Genomic DNA, 24121 nt, shown 5'->3' on the forward strand with positions numbered 1-24121 from the left:
TAATGAAAAAACTATTGTGGCTGCTGCCTTTCTTATCTTTTGCCCCCGCTTTTTCCCAGGAAAACGACAGTATACCTGAACAAAAAAAAGATTACGGGCGTGTATACGGAGGCTTTGAGAGTAACTCCCAGTGGTACCTTAACGATAAGGGTACCGGCATTAACCAGGATGCAACGCCCATAAACGGCAAGCCCCTGCGCTCTAATAATTACCTGCTGGTTAACTACCAGTACAAAGGCTTTACCGCCGGTATACAGGCAGAATCTTATGCGCCCGATGCCCTCCTTAACTACAACCCGGGTTTTGACGGCACTGATGTGGGCACCTGGTATGCCGCTTACAAAACCAGTAAACTCGAAATTACCGGAGGCTACTTTTATGAGCAGTTTGGCAGCGGTATGCTGCTGCGCGCCTGGGAAGACCGTGCCCTGGGCATAAACACCGCCCTGAGGGGTGGGCGCGTGCTGTACCGCCTTAGCAATAATACACGGCTTACCGCGCTATACGGCCGCCAGCGCACCGGCTTTAATGTTGCCAGGGGCGATATCTACGGCTTTGATGCCGATTTTATACTGAATAAGCTTTTGGGCTTTGAGCAGTCTGACCTCTCCGTTGGGGCAAGCTATGTGGGGCGCTATGAAGCGCTGCCCGTAGAAAACGCCGGTTTTGATGAACTTACCAATGCCGTGGGCGCACGCTTTAATTTTATACATAATGCCTTTTACCTAAGCGGCGAAGTTGACTATAAGCAAAAGGACGGCGTGCTTAATGTACAGAACCTTATTGACTATAATTTTGTAAAACCGGGCAATGCCGTGCTGCTTAACTTTGGCTACAGCAAAGAAGGCCTGGGCATAGATGCCACGGTGCGCCGTACCGAGAACTTTAAGTTCCTTAGCGAGCGTGAGCCTGTAAACTATGATATAAGCTCATCAAGCCTTAACTATAACGACCGGGTGCTTAACTTTACCCCCGCGCTTACCAAGCAGCACCACAGCAACCTGGCTAACATATATGTATACCAGGCACAAACCAAGGTAGACTATACCACTACCGAAATTATGAAAGCCGGCGAAACCGGCGGGCAGATTGACCTGTTTTATGATTTTGCAAAAGAAACGCCCATAGGCGGCAAATATGGCACCAAACTGGCAGTAAACCTGAGCAGCTGGTACAACCTGCCCGGCACCTACAGGCTTAGCCCGGCCTATTATGAAACTAAATTTTTAGGCGTAGGCGAAAAATATTTTAGCGATTATAACATTGAAATACGCAAGCAGTTTAGCGAAACCCTGCACACTGCGCTGTACTATATAAGGCAATTTTATAACAAAGCCTGGATAGAAGGAGGCGACAGGGTAAATACCAATATTGTTACCGGTGAGGCTACTTACAATTTTACGCCTAACCGCAGCATTCGCCTGGAGGGCGAGCACATGTGGGCCGATGCCGATAAAAAAAACTGGGCCGGAGCCACGCTTGAGCTAAACATAGACGATAAATATTCGTTTTACGTGTGGGATATCTATAACTATGGCAACGATAACCCCGATAACCGCACGCATTACTACAACGCGGGCGGGGCATACCGCATAGGCGCTACACGTATTGCCGCTAACTACGGGCGGCAGCGCGGCGGCCTTGTATGTGTGGGTGGCGTGTGCCGCTTTGTACCGGAAAGTACCGGGGTATCATTACAGATAACCACCGCTTTTTAAGCAGCGGTGCACTGCCACACGGCAATAGTGCTGCCCTTAAAAAAATAAATAGTTAACAAAAATCCTGTAAATGCCGTTTACAGGATTTTTTGTTAACTTGCATTGCAATCTTTTAATAAGGCGGGCGTTTTAATTTTAAAACCTGAAAATTATTTACTGTATGAAGGCGCTCTATATCATGTTATGCTTTTTTATATCAGTTGTGTGCATTGCGCAAAAAACGCCCGAGGAACTTGCCCGAAAGGCTTTTGCCGCCTGCCTTACCAAAAAGGAAAAAGTGTTTATGAACCTGTACCCTAAAAAAGAAGTACAGGAAGCCTTTTTCAGGTCGGTTGATGCAAAAAAGGAGTTCCCTAAGGAAGTTACAAAACAGGTATACCCTAAGGGCGAAGAGGGCGCGCGGTTTGGCTACGCCTTATTTCCCAGAGCTATAAAAGAATTTGGCATTAACCCAAAGGATATCGTTTTTGGCAAAAGCGAGGCGGTAGAAAATGATATTGAAATCAGGAAGTCAGGTAAAAAAGTGGGGGTTGTTTATAATAAAATCATTTCGCTCTACTTTACTTCAGCCGGAAAGCAGTATGCGTTTGTGGTGCCTAATGCCATCGTGTTCCGTGGGCGCTGGTACCTGAGCGACCGGGTAGTAAGCATCCACCCGCTTGATGAAAACGGTGTTGTTATCGATTGAAATTATTTAAGAATTAAGAATGCAGATTTAAGATTTGAGCTTCACCCGGTACGCCAGCCGATCCAAATTCGTACTGTTAGCCGGGAGTGAAGCTCAATCTTAAATCTGGAATCAACAATCTAAAATTGCAGCTCCTAAGCCCTTCTCATTTCCCTGATTATCCTATTAGTCCGCCTGTCGGCATACATGCGGTTTAGCGCCGCTACCGCCCATATAAATGCGGGTAACCAGCCTATTATGGTAATTTGTAAAATAAGGCAGATGATGCCGCTTAAAATTTTTCCCTGCAAAAACAGTGACAGCCACGGCAGGAAAAATGCAATTACGTATCTCATGATGATTTGATGATTGATGATGATAAAGGCAAATATATAAATTATTTTAGCGCAACCGTCTTACTGTAAATCAACAGGTGAAATGATACTCCTTCGGATAAGACGCACGTAGCACATATCCGGATTCCCCTCCTTCGGAGGGGTGTTCGCCGCAGCGGAACGGGTGGCTTTAGTGCAACGCAGGTTAGTAAATCATCCCCGCTACCTTTAACAACAACTCCCGCGTCTTTAAAATCCCTTCCTCCTCGCCCAGCCGCTGGCCCTCATATTCAATGCCTATGTGGCCGGTGTAGCCGCTTGCCTTTACAATGCCCAGCATTTTAAGGTAATCAATAGTGGTTTCGTTACCCTCTGCATCAAAATTGTAACTCTTGGCGCTTACGCCTTTGGCAAAGGGCATCATTTCAGCCACGCCTTTGTAGCGGTCATACGCTTCAAGGCATTCGTTTGGCCATTTGCCGTCGCCACCCCGGCGTATGCAAAAATTACCAAAATCGGGCAGGGTGCCGCAATTCTCCCTATTGACTTTTTTAATTACCCCAGCCAGCTTGCCCGCGTCGCTGCTGAGCCCGCCGTGGTTTTCTACAATAATGTTAAGGCCGTATGTTGAAGTATAATCACAAAGCGCTGCCAGGCCTTCGGGGGCAGTATCCTTCCAAACATCATAATCCTCTGCACCGGAAAGGTTTACCCGTATGCTGTGGCAGCCCAGTGCGGCCGCGGCAGCTACCCATTTGCTATGGTTGGCCACGGCGGTGTCGCGCTCCGCTTTGTTAGCCGCCGCCAGGTCGCCCTCGCCGTCTACCATTATCAGCAGGTTGGTAATGCCCGCGTCACTGCTGCGTGTTGCAATTTCGGTTGTAAACTGCCGCATCCAGGCGTTGATGCCGCCATCTCCCACAGGGTAAAAGCGGCTTACATATTCTACCGCGTCAAAGCCCAGCTGTTTTGCCCGCAGCGCAAAATCATAAAGGCTGAGCGTTTTGTGTTCGAGGATGGTTTTGTGGAGCGACCATTGCGCGAGCGAGAGCTTAAAAAAGGGTTGGGTTTGCGGTATCATATCGGGCAGGTAAAGCAGTTATTTTTATAATTTTGGAACGGGTTAATTTTCGTTTTTTAGAAAAACTAAGATAGCAAATATTGCTTGTGGTAAATTAAGTTCCGACATACAAAATTTAACGGTACCCTGTACTGAAGGCATCCGTTCAGTGGCGATTTTACACAATTTTAGCCTAAAAAAAAGTACCAATTGTAAAGTATCATTTTTAACTACCTGATAATCAGACACCCATATTACACATGTTTTTGAAAAAAAACTACCGATTGTGTAAGAAAAAAATTCAACCAATTGAAAATCAACAATGTAAAAATATCACAAAATAGTGGTTTTTAGGCAAAATACGGCTGTTTTCTGTTTGGAATAACATCCCCGGAAAGCTGTTTTAGAAAAAATATGTACATTCGGTACGTAAACCCAAAAAGACTGCATGGACAACCAAACAAACACCATCCGCTGGGGCATAATAGGCTGCGGCGATGTTACCGAACGCAAGAGCGGCCCGGCCTACCAAAAGACTGAAGGCTTTGAACTTAAAGCAGTTATGCGCCGCAATGCCGCTAAAGCAGAAGACTACGCCCGCCGCCATAACATAGAAAAATGGTATACCGATGCCGACGCCCTTATAAACGACCCCGAAATTGATGCCGTATATATAGCCACCCCGCCCGATAGCCATAAGGAATATGCCCTAAAGGTGGCCGCTGCCGGAAAGCCCTGCTGTATAGAAAAGCCCATGGCACCCACATGGCAGGAATGCGTAGAGATAACACAATGTTTTGAAAATAAAGGAGTTCCGTTATTTGTTGCCTACTACAGGCGGTCGTTGCCGCGATTTTTAAAGGTTAAGGAATGGATAGATTTGGGCAAGATAGGCACCGTGCGCCACATCCACTGGCACTTAACCAAGCAGCCCTCGGCGGTTGACCTTAGCGGCGCATACAACTGGCGTACCGACGGGGCTATAGCCACAGGCGGTTATTTTGACGACCTGGCAAGCCATGGGCTCGACCTTTTTATATACTATTTTGGCAAGGTTACAACCGTTAATGGCGTGGGCCTCAACCAGCAAGGGCTATACAGCGCTAAAGATGCGCTTGCCGCTAGCTGGCTGCACGAGGGGGGCGTTACAGGCACCGGGACGTGGAATTTTGGCGCCGATAAATATGAAGATACTGTAACAATTTATGGCAGCAAGGGCACTATTACATTTGCCGTTTTTGATGAAGTGCCGTTAGTGCTGAGTAGTGGTGACGCGCGGGAGGAAGTTACCATACCGCACCCGGAAAACATACAGTTGCACCATGTAGAAAACATGCGTAACCACCTGGAAGGCAGGAGTCAGCATCCCTCTACCGGCGAAACGGGAACACATACTAACTGGGTTATGGACAAGATATCAGGTAATATATAAGACACGGCCACCCTCTGTAAATGAAAAAAGCTCCCGCGCAAGCGGGAGCTTTTCTGCTATAACCAAACCTCATTTATCTCGCGGCCACAGTCTCAACGAATTGCCTGTCGTTGTAGATCATAACCAGCGTGAAATTTTTCGCGATGCTCCTGCTCATATCAAAACGTTTTGCCACGGTTGCGCCTTCAAATGTTTCGTTATAAACCTCTTCGTTGCTATCGTCGTATACTTTTATTTTAACCGGTGTAGCATTGTTTTCTATGCTTACCGTTACAATACCATCTTTGCTAAGCACTACCGGTTTATAAATTTCGGTAACGTCTTCGCTTACTACAGCTTTAGCGCCTTCAACAGTTATCTGGTAACGGGCTACTTTAGCAGTGGTTTCAGTTTCAAGGAAGTAGGTTCCCGCAGGTAGTGCGTTAAGGTCATACGTCCTGCTGATTTTGCCTTCTTTATTCTTAATTGCTTCGTCAAAAATGCCGGTACCATCCTGGGCATATAGCGAAACATGTACATCTTTAGTGTCGTTCATTGTAAAGCTGATGGCCTTACCTGCGCCTTCTTTAACTGTTACATTAAAGTCATTCTCGTTAGCGTAAGTTGCAACTGAGGCAAACATTACAAGGGCTGCTGCGAATTTCATTAGATTTTTCATACTCTTAAACCTTTTTGGTTATTCATTTATTTCTATGGTGCTAAATTACATTTGTTATACAGAAATAGTTACATCAATATTTTCACATTTATATGCTATATTAACCTTACGAAAACGTTTTTTGGTTAAAATAGGCGAATATTGAGTTATTCTTGCTATCTTTGCCATGAAAATCGCATCATTTTATGAAAACTTTGCGCCCCTCTTTTGAAGTAATCGAACCCTCTTTTGGCAGTTCGTTTACCTATACCCATTACCCAAAAAACACTAACCTTAAGTCGCACGTATGGCATTACCACCCCGAAGTAGAGCTGGTGTTTGTAAACGGCGGGTCGGGCAAGCGGCAAATAGGCAGCCACGTATCCTACTATACTGAGGGCGACCTTATACTTATAGGCAGCCACCTGCCCCATTGCGGCTTTACCGATGATACCACGGGCAATAAGAACGAAACTGTAATACAGATGAAGCCTGATTTTCTGGGCGAATCCTTTTTGGGGCTACCGGAAACTAAAAATATAAACGCGTTGTTTGAAAAGGCTAAGGGTGGTATTGCCTTTGGCACTGAAACCCGCTACCTGGTAGGCGGGCGTATGGAAGCCATGGCCGGGCAGCACCCCTTTGAGCGGTTGCTGGGCCTGATAAGCGTACTGCACGACCTGGAACAGGCCGAAGATTATAAAGTACTGAACGCCGAAGGCTTTGCGCTCGAAACCCAGATGCAGGATAACGACCGTATAAATATGGTTTTTAACTATATAAAGGATAATTTCCAGGAGCCTATAGCCCTTGAGGAAATGGCTACTATAGCCACAATGACCGTACCATCATTTTGCCGCTACTTTAAAAAGATGACCCGCAAAACCTTTGTACAGTTTGTAAACGAGTACCGTGTAGTACATGCCTGTAAGCTACTGGCAGAGAAACCTATACCCATAAGCGAAGTGTGCTATGAGAGCGGGTTTAACAACTTTAGCCACTTTAATAAATCGTTTAAAGAGATTACGGGTAAGAGTGCCTCGCAATACCGGCACGAGCTGAGGGCGCACCTGGTTTAAGGATATGATAACAACCGGGCGACCGGCCCCGGTATTTACCTATCCATTTTTAATGGGGGAGTACAATTATTAAAGAAGTATAAACCTCATCCAAATACTATACTAAGGAAGTGGAATAGATTACCCGTATGTAACAGTATTGAGGAAAGGAACTTTCGACTCAGTTAAGGCACGCTCTATCAAGATAATTAAACAAATCAATTTTGAATAACGTACCGTCTATCAGGTCTTTAATTTGGAGAAATTCGTTATAATCTACCGCAAGGTCTATTTCGGGTACAGGAGTTTTCAGCAAAAACTTAGGGCAGTACCTACTCATGCTGCATGAGGCACATTTGCTACCCCCGCAGTTTTTAATAAGCCCGGCAAATTCAACCACCTGCTCCGGGGTGAGGTACAGGCCGGTATCCCTAAAAACTACCTGTATGCGCTGGCTCAGGGGTTTACCCTCTTTTACCCAGTAAAAAGAAATTCCAAACGTATTATAGTATAATTGCTTTACTTCATCCATAATCATTAGTGTTGGCACCACCACAAATATATTATTTATTTATATTCATTCTAAATAAAATTAACTTTTTTAAACTTTTAACTTCGCGGCAAAATATTTGTTGCTACTTTTGCCACAATGAAAAGAAAGTTTGCCTTATTTAACCTGGCCCTGATGGCTATTGTGCAGTTTGCCATAGCCTACCAGTCTTTTCATGCCTTTACGCATACGCACATAAGCGAAAGCCATACAACCGTTACTAACAAGCACAAGGCCAACGTAGCATCGGTTAACAAAGCCGATAATTGTTCGGTATGCGATTTTCACTTCGATTGTTTTACCGCGCCGCCGCAGTTTTGCCTACGGCTGTACTTCCCGTTTAAGGCTATACCATTCTTAAGCGGCACTACCCTTACTGCTACCGGGTTTACCGGCAGCCTCTTTGCGCTTCGCGCGCCCCCTGCCCTGACTTAGCCTAATTACTATTTCTTTCCCCAATGGAAATGCACAGCCGCATGCGGCCCTGTAGCACTATGTGCTTACAGCCTGCTTACAGCCTCTGGGGACTAATGTTATCTAAGTCCACTCTTTACCATGCATATTTATTATACCCTTGTGGCCCTAATGGCTGCAAACGGCTTTGTGTACAGCCAGAATTCCCTTAGCGGGAATGTTACTGACAGCCAAAACCGCCCGCTCGAAGGCACCCACATACATATAGGTGCACTCCACGCCGAAAGCCTGCCGGATGGCAGTTACCTGCTGCCCGATATACCCGCGGGCAACCAGCGCGTTATAGCCAGTTATATAGGCTTTTATGCCTTAGACACCATAATAAACATTAACGGCACAACGGTGATGGACATAAAGCTGAAGCCAAAGGTTACCCAGCTTGAAGAAGTAGTGCTTACCGAAAGCGTGGTAGCTAATAATGCTACAGGCTCGCAAAAGCTAAAAACCGAAACGCTGGAAAAATACAGCGGCGCCACCCTGGGCGATGCCCTGCGGGAGATAGCGGGAGTGAGTTCGTTACGCACCGGCAGTACTATAGTAAAGCCGGTAATAAACGGCCTGCACAGCAGCCGTGTGCCCATATTTACAAACGGCGTGCGGCTTGAAGACCAGCAGTGGGGTACGGAGCACGCCCCTAACCTCGACGTAAACGCGGCCGGGAAAGTATCGGTTATTAAAGGGGCGGCGGGGCTGCAATACAGCGGCGATGCCGTGGGCGGGCTGGTTATTGTAGAGCCGCCATCGATATTAAAAGATACGCTTATGGGGAAGACCATCTTGACGGCCGACAGCAACGGGCGCGGCGGGTCATTGGCTACAACCCTGAGTAAGGGTGCCGAAAAAGGCTGGGCCTGGAATGCGCAGGGTACTTTTAAATATTATGGAGATAGGGAAACACCCGGTTATGTATTATCTAACACAGGCAACCGGGAGGGAAATTTTTCGGGTGATGTAAAGTACCTGGCAGATAGGTACACCCTGGGGGCTTCCTATAGTTTTTACAATGCCACCGTAGGCATAGCCCAGGCTACCCACATAGGCAATGTGGCCGACCTGGTGCGCGCCATAAACAACCGGGAGCCAAGTGTGGTTCGCCCGTTTACCTACACTATAGGTGTGCCACGACAGGAGGTGCAGCACCATATAGGCAAGGTAAATTACCTGCGTAATCTGAGTGATGATGAAACACTGTCGCTGCAATATGCCTTCCAGCTGAACCGCCGCAAGGAGTTTGACCTGCGACGCGGTGCCTTAGAGGATGTAGCCGCGCTCGACCTTACGCTCGCAACGCATTCGGCGAATGCCGACTGGAAAAAACTATCCGGAAACAACACCTATACCGCAGGTATAAGCGGGGCCTACCAGCATAACAACGCCAGCCCCGAAACCGGCATACGCCCATTGATACCTAACTACAACAAAACCGATGCCGGGGCATACGGCATTTTTACCCGCCGCTTTAGCAACACCCTTACAGCGGAGGCCGGTGTTCGGTATGATTTTAGCCATGTGGATGCCTCTAAATACTACCAGGTAAGCAGGTGGAATGACCTGGGCTATAACGACGGTTCGTTAGACCACATTATCGTGGAAGATTTGGGCAGCCAGTACCTTACCAACCCTAAATTCACTTACCATAACACTTCGGCAAGCGCGGGGGTACGGAAGCAATTGGCCGCCGGGCTGGACCTTTTAGGCAACCTGGGCCTTGCCATGCGTAACCCTAACCCCGGCGAACTTTTTAGCGACGGCCTGCACCACAGCAATGCCACCATAGAGCTGGGCAGCCTGCGGACTAAGAAAGAGCGGTCGGTAAAGGCATCGGCTACGCTGATAAAAACTGAGGGGGATGTTACATTTGAGGCTACCCCCTATATAAACGCCATCCACGATTTTATATACCTGCAGCCTACAGGCGTGGAGTATACCATCCGCGGCAGCTTCCCGGTATACCGGTACCGCCAGGCCAATGCGCTTATGGCCGGTACCGATGTGCATGTGGGGTATAATTTTAGCCAAAACTTCTCTTACAGTTTTAACGGCGCGTATGTTTACGGACAAAACACCAGCGATAACATCGCGCTAATTGATATGCCGCCGCTCAACCTTGCGCATACCGTGCGGTATACCCTCAGCCAGTGGCACGGCTTTTTTGCGGAAATACGCAGCGAGTCGGTTTTTACGCAGCAGCGCTACCCCGATTATAACTTTTATGCCGACGTACCGCAAAACGGGGTTATAGTACCCACCTATGTAAACATAAGCACCCCGCCAAAAGGTTACAGCCTGTTGCATTTTAGTACCGGTACGCAGTTTAGCGTTGGCAAAAACAGCCTGGGGATACATCTTTCGGTTTACAATGTTTTAAACACATCCTACCGGGACTACCTCAACCGCCAGCGCCTGTATACCGATGAGGTGGGCCGCAACATACAGCTACAATTAAAGTTCAGTTATTAATTATATTTAAATCTTTTTACAATGAAAAACCTTAAATTAATGGCTATCGCAGCCTTTACCATCGTGTCTTTATCGGCATGCAGCGATGACGACACTGCACAGCCGGTAAACGAAGAAGAAGTGATAACTACCGTTACCGCAACCTTTACCCCCCAGGGCGGCGGCAGTGCAATAACCCTTGCCAGCCGCGACCTTGACGGCGATGGCCCCGACGCGCCCGTGGTAACCGCGAGCGGCAGCTTTACAGCCGGTACTGCCTATAACGGAACCATAACTTTTTTAAATGAACTTAGCAGCCCGGCAGATAATATTACCGAAGAGGTAGAAGAAGAAGGCGAAGACCACCAGGTGTTTTTCCAGCAAAGCGGGTTGGGCACGTTTACCTATACCGATGCCGATGCCGACGGCAAACCCATAGGCCTGGCCTTTACCTATACTGCGGCGGCTGCACCCACAACAGGCACGCTTACCGTTACCCTGAGGCACCTGCCGAATAAATCAGCGGCTAATGTGGCTGCGGGCGATATAACCAATGCAGGCGGGGCTACCGATGCAGAGGTTACGTACAACGTTACCATACAATAAAAACTGTTCTAAATGTGTACCGCTTTCAACATGAGGGCGGTACACTAATTTATTAATAAACGCTTATAATGGCATTTCTTCAAAAAAAGAACAGTTATATATTTTATTTTAAAGAATATACATAAAATTATAATTTTAATAAAACTATTCATAAATGTGAATTTCTCATAAATGTTTGTTAAAAAATAAATTATTTATAGTAATTTAGGTAAGGAATTATTGAGCCACTATAAATGAACTGTTTATGAATTCAAAATTTACTAATGCTGTACGAATAATCTTAGGGATTATATTAATAGTTTTTGGAACCAACAAAATTTACTCCTTCATCCCGTTGCCAGACCTTCCGGAAAATGCCGCAGGCTTCCTGCATTCTTTAATGGATACCGGCTATATGCTTACCGTAGTGGCCATTTTAGAAATATGCATTGGCGTTATGCTGCTGCTTAAACTCTATGTACCCTTTTCGTTACTGGTACTGGTTCCCATTTCGTTAAACATACTGCTGTTTCACCTGTTCCTCGATGTTCCCGGCATAGCCCCGGCCCTTATCGTGGTGGGCTTAAATTGCATACTGCTTTACAAGCACAGGCGCAGCTATATTCCCCTGTTCAGGGAGGCGTATTAAACAGCCAATCCATAACCGGCGTTAAAATTAATATCCCGTAAAGCAATGGGTATGTTATTTTCATGATTTTTATTTATGCTCCGCCATGTTACCCTAAAGCGGAAAATGGCGCACAGAAAACATTTTTTAAGAAACGCAAAGCCCAGCGGCTTCTTATAACCGTTTGTTTGCTTATTTTTGTGTAAACCCACACGCTAAATGAAAAATTCCATACTCATACTTACCCTGGCCACCGGCCTGGGAACCTCCGCGCAAATGAAAGACCTTAAATACCCTGAAACCCGCAAAGACAATACCGTTGATACCTATTTTGGCACCCCGGTGCCCGACCCCTACCGCTGGCTGGAAGACGACCGCAGCGCCGAAACCGCTGCATGGGTTACCGCCCAAAATGCAGTTACCGATGCCTACCTGGCGCAAATACCCTTTCGCGATGCTATAAAAAAACGCCTGGAGGAACTGTGGAATTACGAGCGCATATCTGCCCCGTTTAATGAGGGCGGCTATACATATTATTATAAAAACAATGGCCTGCAAAACCAGAGCGTGCTGTACCGCAAGGATAAAAACGGTACCGAAGAAGTGTTCCTCGACCCAAATACCTTTAGCAAAGACGGCACCACATCGCTTAGCGGGGTACGCTTTACAAAAAAAGGCGAACTGGCAGCCTACATGATATCCGAAGGGGGCAGCGACTGGGGCAAAATACTTTTGATGGACGCGATTACTAAAAAACCATTGGGCGAAACCATAGAAAATGTAAAATTCAGTGGTATGGCCTGGAAGGGCAGCGACGGCTTTTATTACAGCACCTATGATACTCCCGAGGGCAGCCTGCTTTCGGCAAAGACTGACCAGCACAAGTTGTATTACCACAAGCTGGGCACGCCCCGGAAAGACGATACCGTAATCTTTGGCGGCAGCGAAAAAAACCGCTATGTAGGCGGCTACCTTACCGAAGACGAACGCTTCCTTATAATAACGGCGGCAAACAGCACATCGGGCCGCAAATTGTATATTAAAGACCTTACCAAAGCAAACAGCCCTATTGTTGCCATGGTTGATAATTATGACAACAACAGTTTTGTGATTGACAACCAGGGTAGTACGCTATATATACAAACCGATTATAAAGCCCCGAATAACCGCGTGGTGACTGTAGATGCGGCAGCTCCGCAGCAGGCCAACTGGAAAGACCTGATACCTGAAACCGAAAATGTGCTGTCGGCCTCAGATGGCGGGGGTTATATTTTTGCTACGTATATGAAGGATGCCATATCGCAGGTAAAGCAATATGACTACAGCGGTAAGCTTGTGCGCGAAATTGCGCTGCCGGGCATTGGCACAGTAAGCGGTTTTGGCGGAAAGAAAGAAGAGAATACCATCTATTACTCTTTTACCAATTATATATCGCCGGGAACCATTTATTCGTTTGAGGTAACATCAGGTACATCTGCCATATATCAAAAACCGAAGATTGGCTTTAACAGCGACGATTATACATCAGAGCAGGTATTTTACACCAGTAAAGACGGCACAAAGGTGCCCATGATCATCACTTATAAAAAAGGCCTGAAGCGCGATGGTAAAAACCCTACCATACTGTATGGTTACGGTGGATTTAACGTGAGCCTTACCCCTGCCTTTAGCCTTTCTAACGCGGTGTGGATGGAAAACGGCGGCATCTATGCCGTACCTAACCTGCGCGGCGGCGGAGAGTATGGCCGTAAGTGGCACGATGCGGGCACCAAACTGAAAAAGCAAAATGTGTTTGACGATTTTATAGCCGCGGCACAATACCTCATCGGCAATAAATATACATCTTCAGATTTTCTTGGCATACGCGGCGGCAGTAACGGCGGGCTTTTAGTGGGCGCCGCCATGGCCCAGCGCCCGAAGTTGTTTAAAGTAGCCTTACCGGCGGTAGGCGTTATGGACATGCTGCGCTACCACAAGTTTACCGCGGGTGCCGGATGGGCTTATGACTATGGCACTGCCGACGACAGCAAAGAAATGTTTGAATACATAAAAGCCTATTCTCCTGTGCAGAGCCTCAAAAAAGGCACGCACTACCCGGCAACCCTGGTTACCACCGGCGACCATGATGACCGGGTGGTGCCGGCACACAGCTTTAAGTTTGCCGCTACGCTACAGGAAAGCCAGGCCAGTCCCGCCCCGGTTTTAATACGCATAGAGACGAATGCCGGCCACGGCGCAGGAAAATCGACCGCGCAGACTATTGCAGAGCAGGCCGATGTACTGGCATTTACGTTGTTTAATATGAAAGCCCCCCTGCCCCCGAAGGGGGAGTAAAAGTGCCCACCTAAAAAAGCACGAGTGTAGCTATTCCCCCTTCGGGGGGTTAGGGGGCTAATAAATACCCCACCTGTACCGACCCATAGTAATAGCTGGTAACAACATTATTAGTGAGTTCTTTGCCCCGGTAGTTAAACACAAAGGCGTAGTTCCACTTATTGCGGCCGTATTTTAAACCCGCCTGGGCATTAAACCGGAAAGGGATAAGAGGGAAGGTTACCGGGCTTTTATCATCAAACGGGCTGCCTTGTATGGTAGCGTCAAAACGCATATATTGCAGTGAGGGGTTCAGGAACAGCAGCCACTCACGACGGCCATCGTAGGGGTTATCGCCTTTAGCAAGGGTAGCGTTGTGCAGGGCGCTTTCATACATGGGCTTTAAATTACCTGCCAGGCTGATGCGCATCATTGCACCTGCCGACCCGCTAAGCCATATCGTACCGAGGCTGGCTTCACCCATCAGGTGAAAATCTACTTTTTCATGAAAGCGTTCCCTTAAAACCTTATGGCTGTACAGCACCTCAAGCTGGGCTGCGGGTACCGTGCGTATCTGGTAGTCCCAGCCTTCTACCTTACCGAAATTTATTATACGGTGCAAGAGTTTCTGGGCTTGTTCCGCGCCGCTTTCCGGCCCTACAACCCCTGCCGAACCGCTTACCTTAAGTACACTTTCATTGGTATAAAAAGCAGTAATGGCAGCTTTGGCAAAAAGGTAGCCCGCAAAGGGGCGGTCTTGTGTGTTTACCTCGGGAGTCTCCGGGCTTTGCGGGTTGTATATGTATTGCCCGGCGCTGAACGCGGTAATTTTTTTGGCTATATTGTCGCGCTTTGGGTTGCTTAGGTAGCGGTAAATAATTTCGAGCCCGTTAGTATAATACTGGTCGTTGTGTATAGAGGTATACAAATCATTATCGCTTATTATGCTTATTTCAGCCGGTTTTTGGGCAAAGCCCGCAGCACCGGAAAAACACAGCAGCAATAGCAATTTTTTCAGCATTAATAATCAAGTTTTACATAGCGCATGTGCCGCACTATACGGTTCTTGCGCCGCTCGGTATAGCCCGATGAGCGCGTGGCACGAAATTTAAACGGGTTGGGCAAAATGGCCGCTATGCCCGCCGCCTCATACCTGGTAAGGTTGCCGGCACTTTTTTGGTACCAGTGTTCTGCCGCAGCCTGTGCGCCATATACGCCATCGCCCATTTCTATACTGTTAAGGTATACTTCCATTATACGTTCTTTGCTCCAAAGCAGTTCTATCAATACTGTAAAATATGCTTCGAGCCCTTTGCGCAGGTAGCTCCTCCCCTGCCAAAGGAATACGTTTTTTGTGGTTTGCTGGCTTATGGTACTGCCCCCCTTTATGCGCTTGCCCCTGCTGTTGTTTTTGTAGGCCTTTGCCATGGCGCTGAAATCAAAGCCGTGGTGGCTGCAAAACGTAGCGTCTTCACTGGCAATAACAGCTTTTTGGAGGTTTTGCGAAATTTTTTCGATGGGCACCCAGTCGTGGCTGCAGTACATTTCTTTCCCTGCGGCCTTTTGCTCAATGGCGCGGGTTATCATCAGCGGGGTAAAAGGCACGGGGACAAAGCGGAACAGCAGTACCGAAAAAACCGATAGCACTAAAAACCACAACATTACTTTATAAAAGAACCTGAGTATTTTCCGGAACATACAATTACAGTTAGCGATTGCAAAATTATGAATTTAGGTTGAGCCGGACAGGATTTGAACTATGAATTACAATCTTATTTGTCAATAAAATGCGTTATCAATAAAACAGTGGGAAAATCAGGGTTTTTCGGAAAGGGCATAATAAAGGCCGGAACGTGCCGGCCTTTATATCTTAAAATGTCGATTCGCTGTTGGGGTCAGCATAATCGCTTATAGGGTGCTCCTCAAATTCAGAATCAAACCCGTAACCGGCATCAAGGTCTTTATCCTTTTTATCACTGCCTTCCAGTTTTACAATTTTGTTGTATAAGCCCAGTAGTAAAAAGGGTGCTGCCCACTGGCCTACAAATAGCGCCGTTTTATCTTTGGCAAGGATTTTTAATGTGGCCGATGCCGCCATAGAGCCTAATGCCGCCCATAAAAACAGATCGGACGGAAGTTTAGAAGTCTGTTTTTCGATAGCCTTTGCAACAGGCCCTTCAGAATGGTCGTTTTGAATTACTGACATAGTTATAGTTTTTATTTGTTTATACGTTTTTGTACGATTATAAAATTACTTATCCACTAAATACTAACTTGTTAAGATGTGGTAAGCTTATGTTAAACGTTGCCACGGTTAATTGGCAGTATTTTACTTACCCGGTTTTAAGGGCTGGTAACACACATTAATAATAAGGATAGTATGGATGCTAAAGTTTTCTTAATCAGGGAGAGCGGCTGCCGCTAAATGGGTACTTTTAATGCTGCATCTAAAAAAAGCACCTACCGATGAAAAAAAACAACACACCTGTAAACCCTACCGACAATGCCAAACTACAGTACCTTGAAAAAAACAGGGAGTACAGTGGCGGCGAGTTTATAACCACAAACCATGGCGTTAAAATAAATAACGACCACAACAGCCTTAAAGCGGGTGAGCGCGGCCCATCGTTACTTGAAGACTTTATAATGCGTGAAAAAATTACGCATTTTGACCATGAGCGCATCCCTGAGCGCATTGTGCATGCACGCGGCTCCGGTGCGCACGGTTTTTTTGAAGCCTTTGGCAATGTGGGTGAATATACAAAGGCCGGTTTCCTTAACGATACTACCACTAAAACACCTGTGTTTGTGCGTTTCTCTACCGTGGCAGGCTTTCGCGGCTCTACCGACCTTGCCCGCGATGTGCGCGGGTTTTCGATAAAATTTTATACCCAGGAAGGCATTTTTGATATGGTGGGTAATAACATACCCGTATTTTTTATACAGGATGCCATGAAGTTTCCTGACCTTATACACGCCGTGAAGCCCGAACCCCATAACGAAATACCCCAGGCGGCATCGGCACACGATACTTTTTGGGATTTTATTTCACTAATGCCCGAGAGTATGCACATGATTATGTGGGCCATGAGCGACCGGGCCATACCCCGTTCCTACCGCATGATGGAAGGTTTTGGTGTACATACCTTCCGCTTTATAAATGCAGAGGGGAAATCAACGTTTGTAAAATTCCACCTTAAGCCCAAGCTGGGTACGCACGGCGTAGTGTGGGACGAAGCCCTGAAGATTTCGGGTAACGACCCTGATTTTCACCGCCGCGACCTGTATGACAATATAGAAATGGGCAACTTCCCCGAATGGGAATTTGGCGTACAGCTGGTACCGGAAGAAGACGAGCACAAGTTTAACTTCGACCTGCTTGACCCTACAAAGCTTATCCCGGAAGAGTTGGTGCCGGTAACTAAAATAGGCCGCCTGGTGCTTAACCGCAACCCCGATAACTTTTTTGCCGAAACAGAGCAGGTGGCGTTTCACCCGGGCCATGTAGTGCCGGGAATCGATTTCAGCAACGACCCGCTATTGCAGGGCAGGCTGTTTTCGTATACCGATACACAGCTGTCAAGGCTGGGCACCCCTAACTTTCATGAAATCCCTATTAACCGCACCATAGCGCCCATGCACAACAACCAGCGCGACGGCCACATGAGGCAGGAAATAAACGTGGGACGCGTAAGCTACAGCCCTAACTCGCTAAACGATGGCTACCCAGCACAGGCTAAAGAGGCCGAAGGCGGGTTTGTAAGCCATTATGAGCGTATAGAAGCCCATAAGGTGCGTGAACGCAGCGAAAGCTTTGCCGACCATTTTAGCCAGGCGGCCCTGTTTTTTAAAAGCCAGACAGAGCCTGAGCAAAACCATATTATCAAGGCGCTGCGCTTTGAACTGAGTAAGGTAGAAACCGTTGCCATCCGCGAGCGTATGCTGGGGCTGCTGGGCCAGGTAGATAAAACCCTTGCTAAAAAAGTGGCTTCAGGCCTGGGGCTTACAGTGCCCGCGCAGCCTGAAAAACCCATGAACCACGGCGTAGGCGCTGATGCCGACCCAAATAAGCACGAGCCTAAACCACTGGATAAAAGCTATGAGCCTTCCCCGTCTTTAAGTATGGTAAAGAACCCTACTACAACAGATAGTATAGAAACACGCCAGGTAGCCTTTTTATGCGCGGAAGGTGTGAGCGAAAAATCAATCAACGCGCTTAAAAAAGCCCTGGAAGCTAAAGGTGCTGCCGCTAAAATCGTTGGGCCGCATGCCGGTACCATTACAGGCGATGCAGGTACTGCCATTAAAGTTGACTTCGCGTTCTTTTCATCGTCATCGGTATTGTTTGATGCGGTATACGTACCGGGGTCGCAAAACAATGCGGCACTGGGAGAGAACGATAATGTTGTTGAATTTATAAACGATGCCTACAGGCATTGTAAGGTAATCGGCTTTGATTCGGGCCTTGATGCGCTTATTGAAAAAACCACGATAGGCAATAAACTGGCCGGCGGCAAGGACACTGCACTGCCGGGCATACTTATAAACAACGGCGCTAAAGGCTTTACCGACGATTTTACCACGCAGATGGGCAGGCACCGCATATGGGAACGCGAGCCTAAAATTTCGGAGTAGGAATTCCTCTCCCCATCCCTCTCCGAAGGAGAGGGGGTAGCTTCACTCGGATGTTTGACTACTGATTAGCATTGGTTTAAAATATTCTTTTTACCAAACTGTACCCGTCAGTTGGCTCCCCTCTCCTTCGGAGAGGGGCTGGGGGTGAGGATTTTATTAAATTAATGACGAAGGGAGGCAACAGCTTCCCTTTTTAAATAACAGCTTATGAAGACAGTTGAAAAAATAGTAGTGGCGGGCATAGTGGGCACTACCTTTATGACGCTATACAGCTACCTGAAAGCCAGGAAAGAACACCAGGAGTATGTAGAGCCCGTGATGATAAACAAGCTGATAGATAATTCGGCTAACCTGCCTGAAATTGATGATAACCATAGTAATGCTTCGGGCTATATGCTGCACTATGCTACCGGTATAGGCTTTATGGCGGCTTACTACCTGCTGTGGGAAAAAGCACTCGTCAAGCCCACCTTTTTTAAAGTGCTTGTTCTTGGTGCGCTAAGCGGCGCGTTTGGTATTGCCGTATGGAAGTTTATGTTTGCGCACCACAATAATGCACCCAGCAATTACCGCCGCGGCTACTACAGGCAGCTGTTTATTGCCCATATTATTTTTACGCTATTTGCTGTACCTACTTACAAAGCCCTGGGCAATGGCAAAGACTAATGTTAGCTTATCTTATATATAACGGCTATCGGTGATTAAAGCAGGTATAGCAGGGGATTTTATAAATTCAAAAACATTACAATCAACATGGATGATATTACAAACGCACTGTTTTCGGCATCGAGGCAGGGCAATGTGGCGGTTTTACAAGAAATTTTTTGCATTATAAATAATGTAGATGTAACTGATGAGCGTGGTTTTACCCCACTCATCATTGCGGCCTATAATAACCAAGCCGGGGCTGTTCAGGCGTTGCTGGATGCGGGTGCGGCGATAGACGCTACGGATGCCAGCGGCAATACCGCCCTTATGGGGGCCTGCTTTAAAGGCTACGCGGAAATAGCGCAGCTGCTTATAAGCAATGGCGCTAATGTAAACGCTGCGCACGGCAACGGCGGAACTGCATTAATGTTTGCCGTAATGTTTGGCCGAAACGATATGATTTCCCTTCTGGTTAATAACGGCGCCGATACCACTATTAAAGACAACAGGGGGCTCACCGCCCTTGATATTGCCCACCAGCAACACAACAGTGCGGCCGCGGCTATGCTACAGGAATACGTGGAAGGCAACTAATCCGTCAAATTTCAGGAAATGAAACCGGCCGGGAATTCATGTTTTTACGCTATCTTTGGGTAGCGTTTACGCTGCCTAATAGCGTATTGTAGGAACATGCCATCAAACACCAGGCCCCAAAAATGGATTGCCCGCACAAGCGGTTACCAGAAATTGCTTATTTCACTTCTTGTGGCGGGCTGCGCATTTGCGGCAACATACCTGCTTGATTTGGGCAACAGCCTGCGTTTTATCATAGGCTGGGATGCTTTTGCCCTCTCAATGATAAGCCTTAACCTGCTGCTGTTTTATAGTGCCACAGCCGCGCAGCTGCACGACATTGTGAAGCGCCAGGATGATGATATACGGGTAATCTTTACCATAGTGCTCAGTGCGGTATGTGTAAGCCTGCTGGCCACCGTGCTACTGATACTCAATACCGAAGAACCTGCCTTTGATAAGGGGCTTGAAACCGGCTGCACCATAGCGGCTATTACCACCTCCTGGATACTGCTGCATACACTGTTTACCATACGCTATGCCCACCTGTACCACAGTTATCACGGACTGGACAAAAAAGACGAAAACGGCGGCATCGACTTTCCCGGTGGTGAAGCGCCAGATTATATAGATTTTGCCTATTTCTCTTTTGTTATAGGCATGACGTTCCAGGTGTCAGATGTTACCATTACCTCAAAAACCGTACGGCGCTTTGTGTTGCTGCACAGCCTTATTTCGTTTGTATTTAACACCATAATTGTAGCATTAACGGTTAACATTATAGCAGGGATAATTAAATAAGGTTAAGTTAGTATTTAAATTTATAATTTTCTATAAACCAAACCATCATGATACAAAAATTACTTTTCACACTACTTTTTACGTTTGCGGCCCTGCAAGGGCAAGCCCAGGAAAACGGCGCTGTTTGTGGCACAATATTTAACGACGTTAATGGCGATGGCATACTTAACGAAGGCGAACCCGGAGTACCCGGCATAATGATTGTGATGTTCAGTGGTCCCCAATCGGAGGACTTATTTCAATATGCAACTACCGATGAAAACGGCAGCTATTGTATTACCGGCCTCAGCGTAGGCATTTATACGTTTGCCATTGAGGTTCCTGAAGGCTGGACAATTAATGGTTCTGACAATACATTTACCGTAACCATAACCGATGACACCGTGCTTAACGGTTACCGCTATGGCGTTACGGCTACCATGGCTGCACCACAGGCTACCCGCGATTTGTTTAGCGTGTACCCTAACCCCGCTTCATCGCTGCTGTACATAAATTTAAAAAATCCTGCCGTTTCAGGGGTTGTTAGCTTTGTAGATGTATGTGGCAAGCAGCTTTTGAGCCAGGCTGTTTACGGTACACAAACCAGCGTTGATATAAGCCGGTTACCGGCAGGGGTATACATTGCCCGTATGGTAGCCCGCAACAGCATCTCGTATAAAAAAATCGTTATTACAAAGTAGTATTCCCTACCTAAGACAATGGTTGCAGTAAGTATCCTTTTAAAAGTTTATTACCCGCCTATTGTTTAACCGGCAGGAGTTTTATTTTTGTACCCCTAAACCATCGGCATGAAAATTATCTTTCACGAAAACCAGCTCAGTTACCGCGGCACCTCTAATGCGGTATATAACTACGCCCTTTTTAACGAAGAACTGCTGGGCAACGAGTCGGTCATTGTGCACGACCGTACAAATAAAGCTAATTTTCAGCCGGCTATAGACCGCTTTAAGGCACGTTTTAAGGTAATAGGCTATGATTCGGTAACCGAGCTGGAAGGCATTGTAGCACGTGAAGGTGCCGATTTACTTTATGCTATTAAAGCCGGCCACAAGGATGAGGTAATAGTAAGCAACTGTAAAATGGGCGTCCATACCGTATTTAAAAACAACGACCCCCATGGCGTTGTATATGCCTATGTATCAAAATGGCTTAGCCAGGAAATGACTAACGGTACAGCCCCTTTTGTACCCCACATGATTTATGTGGAGCCCAATACAGGGAATTTGAGGGCGGAATTAAATATACCCCCGGATGCTGTTGTATTTGGGCGGCACGGCGGCAACAACACCTTTGACATCCCTTTTGTAAAAAAGGTGGTAAAGCAGGTGGCGCGAAAACGGAAAGACATTTATTTTTTGTTTATGGGTACCGATAGCTTTGTGTTCAGGTGGATTTTCAGGCCGTACAAAAACATTATCTTTTTACCCGCAAGTTTAAACGAGACGTATAAGGCACAGTTTATAAATACCTGCGATGCCTACCTGCACGCCCGAAAGCAGGGAGAAAGCTTTGGCATAGCCATAGGCGAATTTTCGGTGTGTAATAAGCCGGTACTTACCTGGACGGGGTCGCGCGAAAAATCGCATATTGATATACTGGGCGATAAAGCCCTGCTGTATCAGGATAAAAAAGGCCTGGAGCAGTTGCTGACAACCTTTACCCCCGATACTTCAAAAAACTGGGACGCGTATTCTGATGAATTTTCCCCGCAAAAAGTAATGCAAAAGTTTAAGGAAGTTTTTATAGACGGGTAAATCTGGCGGAAGCCTTTAAACTACTTCAAGTTAGCCGCTAATTGCAAAAATCACAGCGCCTTTAAAACCATACTAAATTATGCAATCAGATAAAGCCTCTAAGGAAAAAACAACATTGCACCCGCGCAATAAAAACCGCGAGCGGTATGACCTGGCGGCACTTATTAAAGTGATGCCCGAACTCGCCGACCACGTAAAGCCCAATAAATACGGAGATGATTCGGTAGATTTTTCGAGCCCGGCAGCGGTAAAGCTGCTCAATACCGCACTGCTGAAACACTACTACGGTGTAGAGAACTGGGTGTTTCCTGACAGCAACTTAACCCCGCCCATTCCCGGCCGGGCAGACTACATACACTACATAGCCGATTTGCTTATTGAGGCCAATTTTGGGCGCATGCCCGCAGCTGAAAAAATTACCGTGCTTGACATCGGCACGGGCGCAAGCTGCATCTACCCGATATTAGGGGTGATGGAATATGGCTTTAATTTTGTAGCTGCTGATATTGATGCGGATTCCCTTACTACGGCCGAAAAGATTATCACGTCTAATCCGCGACTAACCGATAAGATCGAACTCAGGCAGCAGGAAAACCCGGCACATATTTTTAACGAATTACTGTATGATACCGAACAGGTAGACATAACCATGTGCAACCCGCCGTTTCATGCCAGCGCCGCCGATGCCGCCAAAGGCACACAACGCAAGGTAAGCTCGCTATCGGGCAAGCGGGTAAAAACGCCTGAACTAAACTTTGCGGGTGCAGGTAATGAACTGGTTTACCCGGGTGGCGAGCATGCCTTCATACACAAAATGATTGCCGAAAGTAAGTTGTTTGCTAACCAGTGCTTTTGGTTTACCACGCTGGTCTCAAAGCAGTCTAACCTTAAAGGGATTTATAAAGCGCTTGATGAAATTAAAGCTACACGGGTAAAAACCATCCCTATGGGTACGGGCAACAAAAGTACCCGCATAGTAGCGTGGTCGCTGCTTACCCCGGAGCAGCAAAAAGCCTGGCGCGAGAGCCGCTGGAAATAATCAGCTTTTTTTGCAGCAATCGTCCAGCCCATTATATGCTACGGTCTCTGCCTTAACATCGTCTGCATCATAACCAAGTTTGCTTATGGCTTGTTTTATGGCAGCAAGGTCGGTCTTTTTTGAGTTATACGTAACTTTTATAGTCATGGCTTTTTCGTCAAGCACCACCATCTGTATGCCTTTTTCCCGCAGCAGTGTGCTGTTAAACTTTTTCCCGCAGGTTTCGCAGGCCTTGCAGTGGTCGCAGTAAATGGCTGTTTTTATGGTAGCCGTTTGTATGGTTTTTGCTTGCTGGGCGTAGGCTGTACCTGCAAATAAAAGCATAGTTACCCCTATAAAAAGTGTTTTAAGGAAAGAAAGCATAGTGTAAGTTGTTTTTACAAATATAATAAATGTGATAGTATTATACAGCAGTACACGGAGGTTTCACAGGTGTAAAGAGAAATCTCATTAAAACTTCCGTGAATCCGTTTTCCCTTAAAACTTTTCTCCATAAAAAAAGCCCCGCATTTAGCGGAGCCTTTTCATAAAGTAATTTTTATAGCGCGATTTGCGGATAGATGCTGTTCAGCTGTTGTTTAAACGTCCTGATGGCGGCTTCATCGTCAGTACTGATTTTGTAGCGTGAGCCTTTATCAGTCAAGGTTTTTTCAAAGGCAATATTGTGCCTGCCCAGTAAGCGCTCAATACGCTTGTTGTCCATTACGTTTTTATAAAATGTGCGAAAGATAGAGATGTGCATGGCGGTACTTTTTTTGGTTAATTAATTGTTTTT

At 46.7% G+C, this 24121-nt stretch carries 25 protein-coding genes; 16 read left to right on the forward strand and 9 right to left on the reverse strand.

What is annotated here, in order from left to right; translation table 11 throughout:
* Positions 1 to 2: 2 nt before the first annotated feature.
* Both ACLI09_RS14085 and ACLI09_RS14090 read left to right on the forward strand, forming a co-directional pair.
* Positions 3 to 1718, forward strand: a complete 1716-nt coding sequence (locus ACLI09_RS14085; protein ID WP_411420275.1) for a DUF6029 family protein — start codon at positions 3 to 5, stop codon at positions 1716 to 1718.
* A 160-nt stretch (positions 1719 to 1878) separates the two neighbouring features.
* A complete protein-coding gene (locus tag ACLI09_RS14090; protein WP_411420276.1) occupies positions 1879 to 2406 on the forward strand; it encodes a hypothetical protein in 528 nt (175 codons plus the stop codon).
* Between the two features lie 134 nt (positions 2407 to 2540).
* Here the strand turns inward: ACLI09_RS14090 and ACLI09_RS14095 are convergent, their stop codons facing one another.
* Entirely contained in the window at positions 2541 to 2741 is a 201-nt protein-coding gene (locus ACLI09_RS14095; RefSeq protein ID WP_411420277.1) for a YqaE/Pmp3 family membrane protein, read from the reverse strand.
* A gap of 184 nt (positions 2742 to 2925) precedes the next feature.
* The gene (locus ACLI09_RS14100; RefSeq protein WP_411420278.1) at positions 2926 to 3801 is read right to left on the reverse strand and encodes a sugar phosphate isomerase/epimerase family protein; all 876 of its coding nucleotides are present in this window, start codon (positions 3799 to 3801) and stop codon (positions 2926 to 2928) included.
* 427 nt (positions 3802 to 4228) lie between these two features.
* On the opposite strand from ACLI09_RS14100, the gene ACLI09_RS14105 reads away from it, so the two are divergent.
* Positions 4229 to 5212 (forward strand): Gfo/Idh/MocA family protein, encoded by a 984-nt coding sequence (locus tag ACLI09_RS14105; RefSeq protein ID WP_411420279.1) that lies wholly within the window; start codon positions 4229 to 4231, stop codon positions 5210 to 5212.
* A 73-nt stretch (positions 5213 to 5285) separates the two neighbouring features.
* On the opposite strand, the gene ACLI09_RS14110 is transcribed toward ACLI09_RS14105, so the two are convergent.
* Positions 5286 to 5858 carry a hypothetical protein gene (locus tag ACLI09_RS14110; RefSeq protein ID WP_411420280.1) on the reverse strand — a complete coding sequence of 191 codons (573 nt, stop codon included), beginning with the start codon at positions 5856 to 5858 and terminating at the stop codon, positions 5286 to 5288.
* Positions 5859 to 6055: 197 nt separating this feature from the next.
* Between ACLI09_RS14110 and ACLI09_RS14115 the strand changes: the two genes are divergently transcribed.
* Positions 6056 to 6928, forward strand: coding sequence for an AraC family transcriptional regulator (locus tag ACLI09_RS14115; protein WP_411420281.1), 873 nt, complete (start codon positions 6056 to 6058; stop codon positions 6926 to 6928).
* A 160-nt stretch (positions 6929 to 7088) separates the two neighbouring features.
* Here the strand turns inward: ACLI09_RS14115 and ACLI09_RS14120 are convergent, their stop codons facing one another.
* Positions 7089 to 7439, reverse strand: a complete 351-nt coding sequence (locus tag ACLI09_RS14120; RefSeq protein WP_411420282.1) for a hypothetical protein — start codon at positions 7437 to 7439, stop codon at positions 7089 to 7091.
* A 117-nt stretch (positions 7440 to 7556) separates the two neighbouring features.
* Here ACLI09_RS14120 and ACLI09_RS14125 point away from each other — a divergent pair, with 117 nt between their 5' ends.
* The 5 genes from ACLI09_RS14125 to ACLI09_RS14145 all read left to right on the forward strand — a co-directional run bounded on the left by ACLI09_RS14125 (position 7557) and on the right by ACLI09_RS14145 (position 13917).
* Positions 7557 to 7892 carry a hypothetical protein gene (locus ACLI09_RS14125; protein WP_411420283.1) on the forward strand — a complete coding sequence of 112 codons (336 nt, stop codon included), beginning with the start codon at positions 7557 to 7559 and terminating at the stop codon, positions 7890 to 7892.
* A 120-nt stretch (positions 7893 to 8012) separates the two neighbouring features.
* A complete protein-coding gene (locus ACLI09_RS14130; RefSeq protein ID WP_411420284.1) occupies positions 8013 to 10391 on the forward strand; it encodes a TonB-dependent receptor in 2379 nt (792 codons plus the stop codon).
* Between the two features lie 21 nt (positions 10392 to 10412).
* A complete protein-coding gene (locus ACLI09_RS14135; RefSeq protein WP_411420285.1) occupies positions 10413 to 10976 on the forward strand; it encodes a type 1 periplasmic binding fold superfamily protein in 564 nt (187 codons plus the stop codon).
* Positions 10977 to 11220: 244 nt separating this feature from the next.
* A complete protein-coding gene (locus ACLI09_RS14140; RefSeq protein ID WP_411420286.1) occupies positions 11221 to 11604 on the forward strand; it encodes a DoxX family membrane protein in 384 nt (127 codons plus the stop codon).
* A gap of 198 nt (positions 11605 to 11802) precedes the next feature.
* On the forward strand, positions 11803 to 13917 hold the full coding sequence (locus ACLI09_RS14145) for a prolyl oligopeptidase family serine peptidase (RefSeq protein WP_411420287.1): 2115 nt from the start codon (positions 11803 to 11805) through the stop codon (positions 13915 to 13917).
* A gap of 49 nt (positions 13918 to 13966) precedes the next feature.
* Here ACLI09_RS14145 and ACLI09_RS14150 read toward each other — a convergent pair whose 3' ends face one another.
* From ACLI09_RS14150 to ACLI09_RS14160, 3 genes are all read right to left on the reverse strand, one after another.
* On the reverse strand, positions 13967 to 14917 hold the full coding sequence (locus ACLI09_RS14150; RefSeq protein WP_411420288.1) for a lipid A deacylase LpxR family protein: 951 nt from the start codon (positions 14915 to 14917) through the stop codon (positions 13967 to 13969).
* Positions 14917 to 15594 (reverse strand): monofunctional biosynthetic peptidoglycan transglycosylase, encoded by a 678-nt coding sequence (gene mtgA / locus ACLI09_RS14155; protein ID WP_411420289.1) that lies wholly within the window; start codon positions 15592 to 15594, stop codon positions 14917 to 14919. The genes ACLI09_RS14150 and mtgA overlap by 1 nt, the downstream gene beginning before the upstream one ends.
* Before the next feature lie 172 nt (positions 15595 to 15766).
* Positions 15767 to 16102: a hypothetical protein gene (locus ACLI09_RS14160; RefSeq protein WP_411420290.1), complete on the reverse strand. Its 336-nt coding sequence runs from the start codon at positions 16100 to 16102 to the stop codon at positions 15767 to 15769.
* A gap of 260 nt (positions 16103 to 16362) precedes the next feature.
* On the opposite strand from ACLI09_RS14160, the gene ACLI09_RS14165 reads away from it, so the two are divergent.
* From ACLI09_RS14165 to rlmF, 7 genes are all read left to right on the forward strand, one after another.
* Positions 16363 to 18531 carry a catalase gene (locus ACLI09_RS14165; RefSeq protein ID WP_411420291.1) on the forward strand — a complete coding sequence of 723 codons (2169 nt, stop codon included), beginning with the start codon at positions 16363 to 16365 and terminating at the stop codon, positions 18529 to 18531.
* Positions 18532 to 18738: 207 nt separating this feature from the next.
* On the forward strand, positions 18739 to 19197 hold the full coding sequence (locus tag ACLI09_RS14170) for a hypothetical protein (protein WP_411420292.1): 459 nt from the start codon (positions 18739 to 18741) through the stop codon (positions 19195 to 19197).
* A gap of 87 nt (positions 19198 to 19284) precedes the next feature.
* On the forward strand, positions 19285 to 19773 hold the full coding sequence (locus tag ACLI09_RS14175) for an ankyrin repeat domain-containing protein (RefSeq protein ID WP_411420293.1): 489 nt from the start codon (positions 19285 to 19287) through the stop codon (positions 19771 to 19773).
* A 96-nt stretch (positions 19774 to 19869) separates the two neighbouring features.
* Positions 19870 to 20553, forward strand: a complete 684-nt coding sequence (locus ACLI09_RS14180; RefSeq protein WP_411420294.1) for a DUF1345 domain-containing protein — start codon at positions 19870 to 19872, stop codon at positions 20551 to 20553.
* Positions 20554 to 20600: 47 nt separating this feature from the next.
* Positions 20601 to 21233 carry a T9SS type A sorting domain-containing protein gene (locus ACLI09_RS14185; RefSeq protein ID WP_411420295.1) on the forward strand — a complete coding sequence of 211 codons (633 nt, stop codon included), beginning with the start codon at positions 20601 to 20603 and terminating at the stop codon, positions 21231 to 21233.
* 108 nt (positions 21234 to 21341) lie between these two features.
* Complete coding sequence (locus ACLI09_RS14190; RefSeq protein WP_411420296.1) at positions 21342 to 22307, forward strand: hypothetical protein; 966 nt, start codon at positions 21342 to 21344, stop codon at positions 22305 to 22307.
* Positions 22308 to 22386: 79 nt separating this feature from the next.
* Complete coding sequence (gene rlmF, locus ACLI09_RS14195; protein ID WP_411420297.1) at positions 22387 to 23346, forward strand: 23S rRNA (adenine(1618)-N(6))-methyltransferase RlmF; 960 nt, start codon at positions 22387 to 22389, stop codon at positions 23344 to 23346.
* Here the strand turns inward: rlmF and ACLI09_RS14200 are convergent, their stop codons facing one another.
* Both ACLI09_RS14200 and ACLI09_RS14205 read right to left on the reverse strand, forming a co-directional pair.
* Positions 23347 to 23709 carry a heavy-metal-associated domain-containing protein gene (locus ACLI09_RS14200; RefSeq protein WP_411420298.1) on the reverse strand — a complete coding sequence of 121 codons (363 nt, stop codon included), beginning with the start codon at positions 23707 to 23709 and terminating at the stop codon, positions 23347 to 23349.
* 175 nt (positions 23710 to 23884) lie between these two features.
* Positions 23885 to 24088, reverse strand: coding sequence for a hypothetical protein (locus tag ACLI09_RS14205; RefSeq protein WP_411420299.1), 204 nt, complete (start codon positions 24086 to 24088; stop codon positions 23885 to 23887).
* Positions 24089 to 24121: the final 33 nt, after the last annotated feature.

Source organism: Flavobacterium sp. RHBU_24, assembly GCF_046613695.1.
In the GTDB taxonomy this organism is placed as follows: Bacteria; Bacteroidota; Bacteroidia; order Flavobacteriales; family Flavobacteriaceae; genus Flavobacterium.